The organism is Sinorhizobium americanum (assembly GCF_001651855.1).
Taxonomy (GTDB): domain Bacteria; phylum Pseudomonadota; class Alphaproteobacteria; order Rhizobiales; family Rhizobiaceae; genus Sinorhizobium; species Sinorhizobium americanum.
The window spans coordinates 58,335-65,016 of record NZ_LNQC01000065.1; the positions used below are offsets into that span (position 1 = coordinate 58,335).

10 protein-coding genes and 3 pseudogenes are annotated in these 6,682 nt (G+C 59.5%); 8 read left to right on the forward strand and 5 right to left on the reverse strand.

Features of this window, described 5'->3' with window-relative positions:
* Positions 1–23: 23 nt before the first annotated feature.
* Both ATC00_RS19905 and ATC00_RS19910 read right to left on the reverse strand, forming a co-directional pair.
* Entirely contained in the window at positions 24–572 is a 549-nt protein-coding gene (locus ATC00_RS19905; protein ID WP_153045251.1) for a hypothetical protein, read from the reverse strand.
* A gap of 30 nt (positions 573–602) precedes the next feature.
* Complete coding sequence (locus ATC00_RS19910; protein ID WP_064254074.1) at positions 603–926, reverse strand: hypothetical protein; 324 nt, start codon at positions 924–926, stop codon at positions 603–605.
* A 356-nt stretch (positions 927–1,282) separates the two neighbouring features.
* Between ATC00_RS19910 and ATC00_RS19915 the strand changes: the two genes are divergently transcribed.
* From ATC00_RS19915 to ATC00_RS33605, 5 genes and pseudogenes are all read left to right on the forward strand, one after another.
* Positions 1,283–1,573, forward strand: a complete 291-nt coding sequence (locus ATC00_RS19915) for a type II toxin-antitoxin system Phd/YefM family antitoxin (RefSeq protein ID WP_037381752.1) — start codon at positions 1,283–1,285, stop codon at positions 1,571–1,573.
* On the forward strand, positions 1,570–1,947 hold the full coding sequence (locus ATC00_RS19920; RefSeq protein ID WP_037381753.1) for a type II toxin-antitoxin system VapC family toxin: 378 nt from the start codon (positions 1,570–1,572) through the stop codon (positions 1,945–1,947). Before ATC00_RS19915 ends, ATC00_RS19920 begins: the two co-directional genes overlap by 4 nt.
* A 2-nt stretch (positions 1,948–1,949) precedes the next feature.
* Positions 1,950–2,285: a hypothetical protein gene (locus ATC00_RS19925; RefSeq protein ID WP_037381755.1), complete on the forward strand. Its 336-nt coding sequence runs from the start codon at positions 1,950–1,952 to the stop codon at positions 2,283–2,285.
* Positions 2,282–2,875, forward strand: a pseudogene (locus tag ATC00_RS33600) (integrase); the annotation flags it as partial. The gene ATC00_RS19925 and the pseudogene ATC00_RS33600, both read left to right, overlap by 4 nt.
* 1 nt (position 2,876) lies before the next feature.
* A pseudogene (locus ATC00_RS33605) lies at positions 2,877–3,273 on the forward strand (tyrosine-type recombinase/integrase); the annotation flags it as partial.
* A gap of 28 nt (positions 3,274–3,301) precedes the next feature.
* Here the strand turns inward: ATC00_RS33605 and ATC00_RS19935 are convergent.
* Positions 3,302–3,784 (reverse strand): RES family NAD+ phosphorylase, encoded by a 483-nt coding sequence (locus ATC00_RS19935; protein ID WP_064254075.1) that lies wholly within the window; start codon positions 3,782–3,784, stop codon positions 3,302–3,304.
* A complete protein-coding gene (locus ATC00_RS19940) occupies positions 3,781–4,212 on the reverse strand; it encodes an antitoxin Xre/MbcA/ParS toxin-binding domain-containing protein (protein ID WP_037381763.1) in 432 nt (143 codons plus the stop codon). The genes ATC00_RS19935 and ATC00_RS19940 overlap by 4 nt, the downstream gene beginning before the upstream one ends.
* 459 nt (positions 4,213–4,671) lie before the next feature.
* Here ATC00_RS19940 and ATC00_RS31320 point away from each other — a divergent pair.
* Positions 4,672–5,198 (forward strand): annotated as a pseudogene (locus ATC00_RS31320) (serine integrase family protein); the annotation flags it as partial.
* Between the two features lie 80 nt (positions 5,199–5,278).
* Here the strand turns inward: ATC00_RS31320 and ATC00_RS32635 are convergent.
* A complete protein-coding gene (locus ATC00_RS32635) occupies positions 5,279–5,443 on the reverse strand; it encodes a hypothetical protein (protein ID WP_156911512.1) in 165 nt (54 codons plus the stop codon).
* Between the two features lie 168 nt (positions 5,444–5,611).
* Here ATC00_RS32635 and ATC00_RS19950 point away from each other — a divergent pair, with 168 nt between their 5' ends.
* Together ATC00_RS19950 and ATC00_RS19955 are read left to right on the forward strand one after the other, a co-directional pair.
* Positions 5,612–5,863, forward strand: coding sequence for an AbrB/MazE/SpoVT family DNA-binding domain-containing protein (locus tag ATC00_RS19950; RefSeq protein ID WP_037381768.1), 252 nt, complete (start codon positions 5,612–5,614; stop codon positions 5,861–5,863).
* Entirely contained in the window at positions 5,860–6,258 is a 399-nt protein-coding gene (locus tag ATC00_RS19955) for a type II toxin-antitoxin system VapC family toxin (RefSeq protein WP_037381770.1), read from the forward strand. Before ATC00_RS19950 ends, ATC00_RS19955 begins: the two co-directional genes overlap by 4 nt.
* Positions 6,259–6,682: the final 424 nt, after the last annotated feature.

Sequence of the window (6,682 nt, forward strand, 5' to 3'; positions counted from 1 at the left end):
CAAGAGTTCGGCCTCGACCGCAGCTAGCGGGAAAATTGCCCGACAACGTTGTTGTCGTTCGCCGTCGCGTTCCGCCACAGAAGCTCATCCAGCCACTTGGCTGTTGCGAAGCGGTTGACCACAAACTGATAGCTGATCCAAAGGCCACCCCATTCAGGCAGCAAGTTCGTGTTGATGATCGAGGCGACAGGCGAATGCTCCAGCGAAAGGTCGGCGGGCCACTCGCCCGTCTCCTGATTTATCTCCTCGAGCCAGTCACGATGCTTCTCTGTCGCGAGTTTCGATACGATAAATTCTCCGCCTTGCATCAAGCCCACAACCTCGAAGATGCCCCGTCCGAAGTGCCGGTACATCGGGATGTCATCCTCCGGCCCGGAGCGGCCCACGACCAGGCCGCCCTGCCGTGCGTCGAGCATGCGCCCTTGTTCGAGTTCAATGAAGAACTCCTCGAAGGTCAGCCGGTGAGGTGCCGCTGACGAACAACCTGGACACGTTTCCGAGCTGAGGAGCACGGCGGCACCACACTTCTGACATTCCGTCTCCGATCCGATTTCAAGTCGAAACTCACCCATCTCGCCGCCCCCTGTCGATCGCTTATCCAGTCAGCTTCGCGTTGGACCAGGACGCGTGCTTGCCGTGAGGCGCGCAGCGAATGACTCTGACGCGGGGGCAAATTGCTCGGGGTCGTCGACCCAGAGTTTCGCAACTTGGATCAACTGTTCCGTCTGGTTGCCTGGAAACTGGTACTTCTTCACGATATCGCTCAAGAAGCGTTTGCTCGCCGGCTTGCGTCCATCCCCGCCGTCGACCGGATCAATGTCGACATAAAGTCGCTCCGCCCCCTTCTTCCCCTTAAGCATCTGTGCATGGTTTGTGTCGTCGTCGACCCAAGTGTGGATCCTGTAGCCTTTGTATTCAATTCTCATTCAAGACCTCATCTGGCGTATGGGATTTCTATAGCTGGTTAGATTGATTCGCTGTCCTCTTCATCCGCCCTATGTTTGTCACCGGGCAGAATATCCCCCGCAAGCAAAGCCACAACTGGTTACGCGCCATTGAATCGCCCTTGACCGTCTTAGCCAATCATTAACCATATGAATTAACGTCTTAAATTTTATAAACGGAAGCTAAATCGCCCAATCTTTCCGTCATCCGGACGCCTATTTCCGTGGCCCATCACTATCGATACGGATCAAGTATCGATAGTGATGCGTACACATCAGTTGTACGCACGTTGAAGCGGTGATAGGATGGGGTCACGCACCGAGTAGCGGAGATCGCCATGCCCCAGACCGTGTATAAGATCAGCGAAGCCCGCAGGAATTTTGCCGAGGTGCTCGAACGCGCCAACCACGGCGAGGAGATCATCATCATGCGCGGCAACGAAATCTACGCCCGCATCGGCCCGGCCGACAGCGGCAAGCGCCCCTTCGGGCTCTTGCGCCAGCGCGGCCTGCCGGACGACCTGTTCGACGCGGTGGACGCCGAACAGGCCGCGATCGAAGCCGGCGACTGGAATGACGCTGTCGGCATCTGGCAGGGCGGCGCCGGCGACCGCGAGACCTCCAAGTGAAGGTCCTGCTCGACAGCCACGCGGTCTACTGGTGGACAATCGGCAGTCATCGCCTCTCGGGGACGGCACGGCTGCTGATCGAGGACAAGGCAAACACCATCCTCGTCAGCGCCGTCTCCTTCTACGAGTTGGACAACAAGATGCGACTGAAAAAGCTCGATCTCAAGCCACAGGAACTGCGAGCCGCAGTATTGGACAGCGGTTTGCAGACCCTTGCCATCACCGATCTGCATGCCGAACTGGCCGCAAGTTTCGACTGGGATCACCGCGATCCGTGGGACCGTATTCTCGCCGCACAGGCGCGGCTGGAACATTGCGCCTTTGTTTCCGTCGACGGCGCCTTCGATGCGGTGCTGCATGAACGGGTATGGTAGCCATGCCGATGCAGATATTCGTCGATGTCGAGGAGGCCGCCGAACGGCTCGAAGAGTTGATCGCCTTGGCGTCTCGGCAGGACGAGGTGTATGTGTGCCGCGGCCGGTGGCCTATCGCTCGGCTGACCTCCTGGTCAGAGAAGAATGACGATTTCCCCTCGGAAGAAGTCGCGAAGACTCCTGCTGTTACAGGGCCCACCGCCTGCGGCAGCAAACTGATCGAGGGTGGAACGATCGACGAGGTGTGGAGCCTCGCCGCGCGAGGCAAGCCGAAGCAAGACCATAAAGTGACGTCGGCGCATGATGATCTCTTCGACGAAGACGGGCTGCCGCGATGACTCTCCTGCCATCAACAGCCGCCAGCCGCGCCGAAGAGCTCGACGCACTCGACGCCATCCTGCCCTTCGACCGGCGTGATCAGCTCGCAGGACTGCTGACCGACGACGACGTCGCGACGCTCAAGCATCTTGCCGGCGAAGGCATGGGCGAAAACACCCTGAGGGCACTTGCCTCCGACCTCGCCTATCTCGAAGCTTGGTGCCAGCTTTCGACCGGCTCTCCCCTCCCCTGGCCGGCGCCGGAATCGCTGCTGTTAAAATTCGTTGCCCACCATCTTTGGGATCCGCTCAAGCGCGGCGAGGATCCCGGCCACGGCATGCCGGCCGACGTCGAGGCTGGATTGCGTCTCGAGGGGCTGCTGAAGGCCAAGGGTCCGCACGCACCCGGCACGGTGCGGCGGCGGCTGACCTCCTGGTCGATCTTGACCCGCTGGCGGGGGCTTAGCGGCGCTTTCGGCGCACCGTCGCTGAAGAGCGCTCTGGGGCTCGCGGTGAAGGCGAGCAACCGTCCGCGACAGCGCAAGAGCAAAAAGGCGGTGACCGGCGACGTGCTCGCTAGGTTGCTGGCTGTCTGCGCCGGCGAACGCTTGNCCTCGGCCGTACCAAGACGACGACGAACGACGACGACGCCCACGTGCTGCTGATCGGCCGGCCAGTAATCGTCTTGAAACGGTGGCTGACGGAAGCCAGTATCAACGATGGGCCGGTGTTCCGCCGCATCGATCAATGGGGCAATGTCGACCGACGGGCGCTGACACCGCAATCCGTCAACCTGATCCTGAAAAGCCGCTGCCTGCAGGCCGGCCTCGATCCGGCGCTGTTTTCGGCACACGGCTTGAGATCCGGTTATCTCACCGAGGCGGCAAACCGCGGCATTTCGCTTTCGGAAGCCATGCAGCAGTCGCTGCACAAGTCGCTGACACAGGCTGCCCGCTACTACAACGACGCGGAACGAAAGCAGGGACGCGCGGCTAGGTTGATGATCTGAGAAACGCAACAGCGCGTGCCATTCGCTATCACGATCCGAACAGCCGCTTATCCCAATATACTGGCTGATGAAGGCTGACCGTGATTCTCGGAAAATCAGGATGAGCAGGGTTGATGATTATGTTCTGATCGAGCCTTGCCACGACACTCGGCACGATTAGAAGGGCACTGCGCTTTTGCAGGCACCAGGCCTCGCCGAATTCCTTGCTTGCGACTGCCGGCATTGAGTCCCAGCCGGCCATCGCAGCGGTCGAAAACACCTCATAGGTCACCCCCCTTGGAATTGTCACCTGAACATAGTGCTGGTTTGGCGGTAGCCGCCCACTGCCGTGCACGAGCTTTTCCAATACAGCGGTGGAATAATGTTCGCTTGTGTAGATGACAGGCGTTCCGGGCGCGTTCCAACGCCCGGTTGCAATCGTAGAACCCGTGGCGTCAAAGATCGGGTAAGCCCCGTTGGGATCTCCTATGCGGAAAGACGACAGTGTTCGATCAAGAACCTGTGCCGTCACGCAGCGCTTCCATATTTGAGACTGGCGAGAATCTCCAACACCAGTTCCGCCCCGATCTCATTTTGAATGACGACGTCAATTGGAGCTCTATCCTCGAGCATGGGATGGCTCCGGAACAGGAAATCCCGCGCCGCGTCTGGCCCTTGCCAAACGTCAACGGCGAGGTTCCATACCCGCGCGACGCGGGCGACCCTCATGCCCTCCTCAGGTGACAGACGCAGGCTGACCTTGCGCCGTTCCAAAGTGGCCTTGGGTACGAACCGATATTTGAAATGTCCATCATTCGGGGCAAGAAGATGCGAGACGCGCTCTAGCACCGTGATCGGCAACCCTCCTTCAATTCGGGAAACCAAACCGAGCGGTGATCGCGCTCCGATTTCCTTGGGAGGAAGGCCGAGTACGTCTGCTACTTTTTCAAATGCCAACATCGCTAACACCTCACTTGAGGCAAAAAATAGTATCAACCGATGAAAACTACAACCGCTCAATCGCAAATGCGGCACTTAGGCTGCATTTTCTTTTGCCCCACACTTCCCCGCATCAACGCCATCAGCATCGGCTTAGCGAAACGGCCCACGCTCCGCCTCCTTGTCAAATTGCGCAAGTAGCCGCCGGCCGGTGTTGGCCTTGAAGCAATGGCCGGCGGACGCCGGGATCAAGGATGGACCGGTGTTTCGCCGCATCGATCAATGGGGCAACATCGACCGACGGGCGCTGACGCCGCAGTCGATCAACTTTCCTGAAGGGCCGCTGCCAGCGGGCCGGCCTCGACCCGGCGCTCTTTTCGGCGCATGGCTTGCGGTCGGGTTATCTCACCGAGGCGGCCAACCGCGGCATCCCGCTTCCTGAAGCAAAGCAGCAGTCACTGCACAAGTCCGTGACCCAGGTCCCAGCTCGAGCGCGCGCTAATCGCGGAGCGAACCAAGTCCGGTATGCAGGCCGCCAGGCGCGCGGCAGGCTTGCCGGCAATCCCGGGCTGCGGGAACGGCGACCGGAGGCGATCCGTGCGGTTGCCGCAGCGCGCGAGCGCGCCTACCTCGATGACCTGATTGCATCGGCGCAGGCATGGCTGCCGACGGTCCGACAGCTGCGGCCGCGGCACAGCTGGGGCGATGTCGTGCGCATTCTCAATCGTCGAGGTCACGACTGGACGGTCGAGCGCTTGCGCCGGGCGGTTCATCGGATGGTGCGCGAGAAGCTCGCAGACCCGGAACTGCTCAGCCGATCCCCGCGTCGGCCCCCTGAACATCATCCAATGCGACTGGTCGCCGGCATCGATCGCCGACCCCGATCTGTCGCTGCGCGACATTGCCGCCAGTTGGACCAGATGCGGGAGCCACCACCGCGTGGCGGCCGCAAATGCATCAGGGCACTGCTGGACGAGGCGCGCCGCTTCGGGCTAGTTCGGTCCTGAACTCCGGATTCATGAGGCGCTGAAGCTTCCTGGAGCGCGGCCCAAGTGCGCTCACCATGCGAGAAACCGGTCGGGGACTGTTAGTCGTCGTCCGCGTGCTTCGAGCTCCGCTCAAACGGCTCGACTTTCGAGACGGTCAATGCAGCGACAAGTGCTGCCTTCATCCAGCGCCTCGAAGTGGCGTTGACCGCAAAGTCCGTTGCCCTAAGCGCCGCCTCGACCATTTCGGGCGTAACTTTCTTCATCGCGCATCCTTCATTCCAAAGCCGATGGGTCCTACCAGTTCGATCAGGACATTAGCGTATTTGCGTGAAATCCCAAGCTGCAGCGGCTCTGCCAACTAACACCACCTCTTGCTGGTAATGAAAATTTCAATTACTATATAACTCGTCTCAACAGAACGGAATTTCCCCATGACCTCAATCGCCGTCACAATGAAGGGGCAGGTCACGCTAAAGCGGGATTTGCTGCAGCATCTTGGCATCAAGCCCGGAGAACGGATCGACTTCGACAAGCTCCCGGGTGGTGAGCTTCGGATAAAGGCGGCCCGGCCAACCGGGACCATTGATAGTTTCATCGGCCGGCACGCTGGTAAGATCAAAAAGCCGCTGACGATCGAAGAAATGAATGAGATTGCCGCCTCCGGCTGGTCGGGCGAAGAATGAAAATCTCAGTCGATACGAATGTCTTGGTTCGCGCTGTTTTGCAGGACGATGCGAAGCAGGCGGAGACTGCCAGCAAGCTCCTGAAGGGGGCTTCACTGATCGCCGTTTCCTTACCATGCCTATGCGAGCTCGTTTGGATACTGCGCCGTGGCGCCAAGCTGCCAAAAGCAGATGTAGCCGTGACAATCCGCGACTTGCTGGACGCAGGCAATGTCGTGATGAACCGTCCCGCAGTTGAGGCCGGCCTTGCGATCCTCGAGGCTGGCGGTGATTTTGCGGATGGTATCATCGCCTATGAGGGCAATTGGTTGGGCGGCGAAACTTTTGTCTCGTTTGATAAGCAAGCGGTCGAACTGTTGACGGAGCAAGGACAAGCAGCGCGGCTCGTGTCCTGACTGAAGGGCACATATTTCCGGCTTTGCAAATCTCTCTTTTATCAAAGGAGGCTCGAGCAATGCCGATCTCAAGCACGCGCTGATTTCCACGACCCCTCCTTGGAACTTCTCGTTGGGGCATTGGTCCATAAGAATACCAAAATCGGGATAGCGTTCCTGCGAAATGACAAAAAGCCCGCGGGATGTTTGGGCCCGGTTCCAATCGTGAGCCCGTATTTCCATCTTATCGGGGGCAACCAACCCAGCCAGCATCATCTTGCAAAAAGTTGCCGGGGCAGTCGCACCGCGATTACCCCATGTGTAGCTCGGCGGTAGCGAAGCCGCTCGCGAGCGCGCCCTCAACTGACCGGATGACGATCACTTGCGCCGAGATCGGGGCTTTCTGAATGTGCCATTGAACGAGCAACAGAAGGGAAGCTCTCAT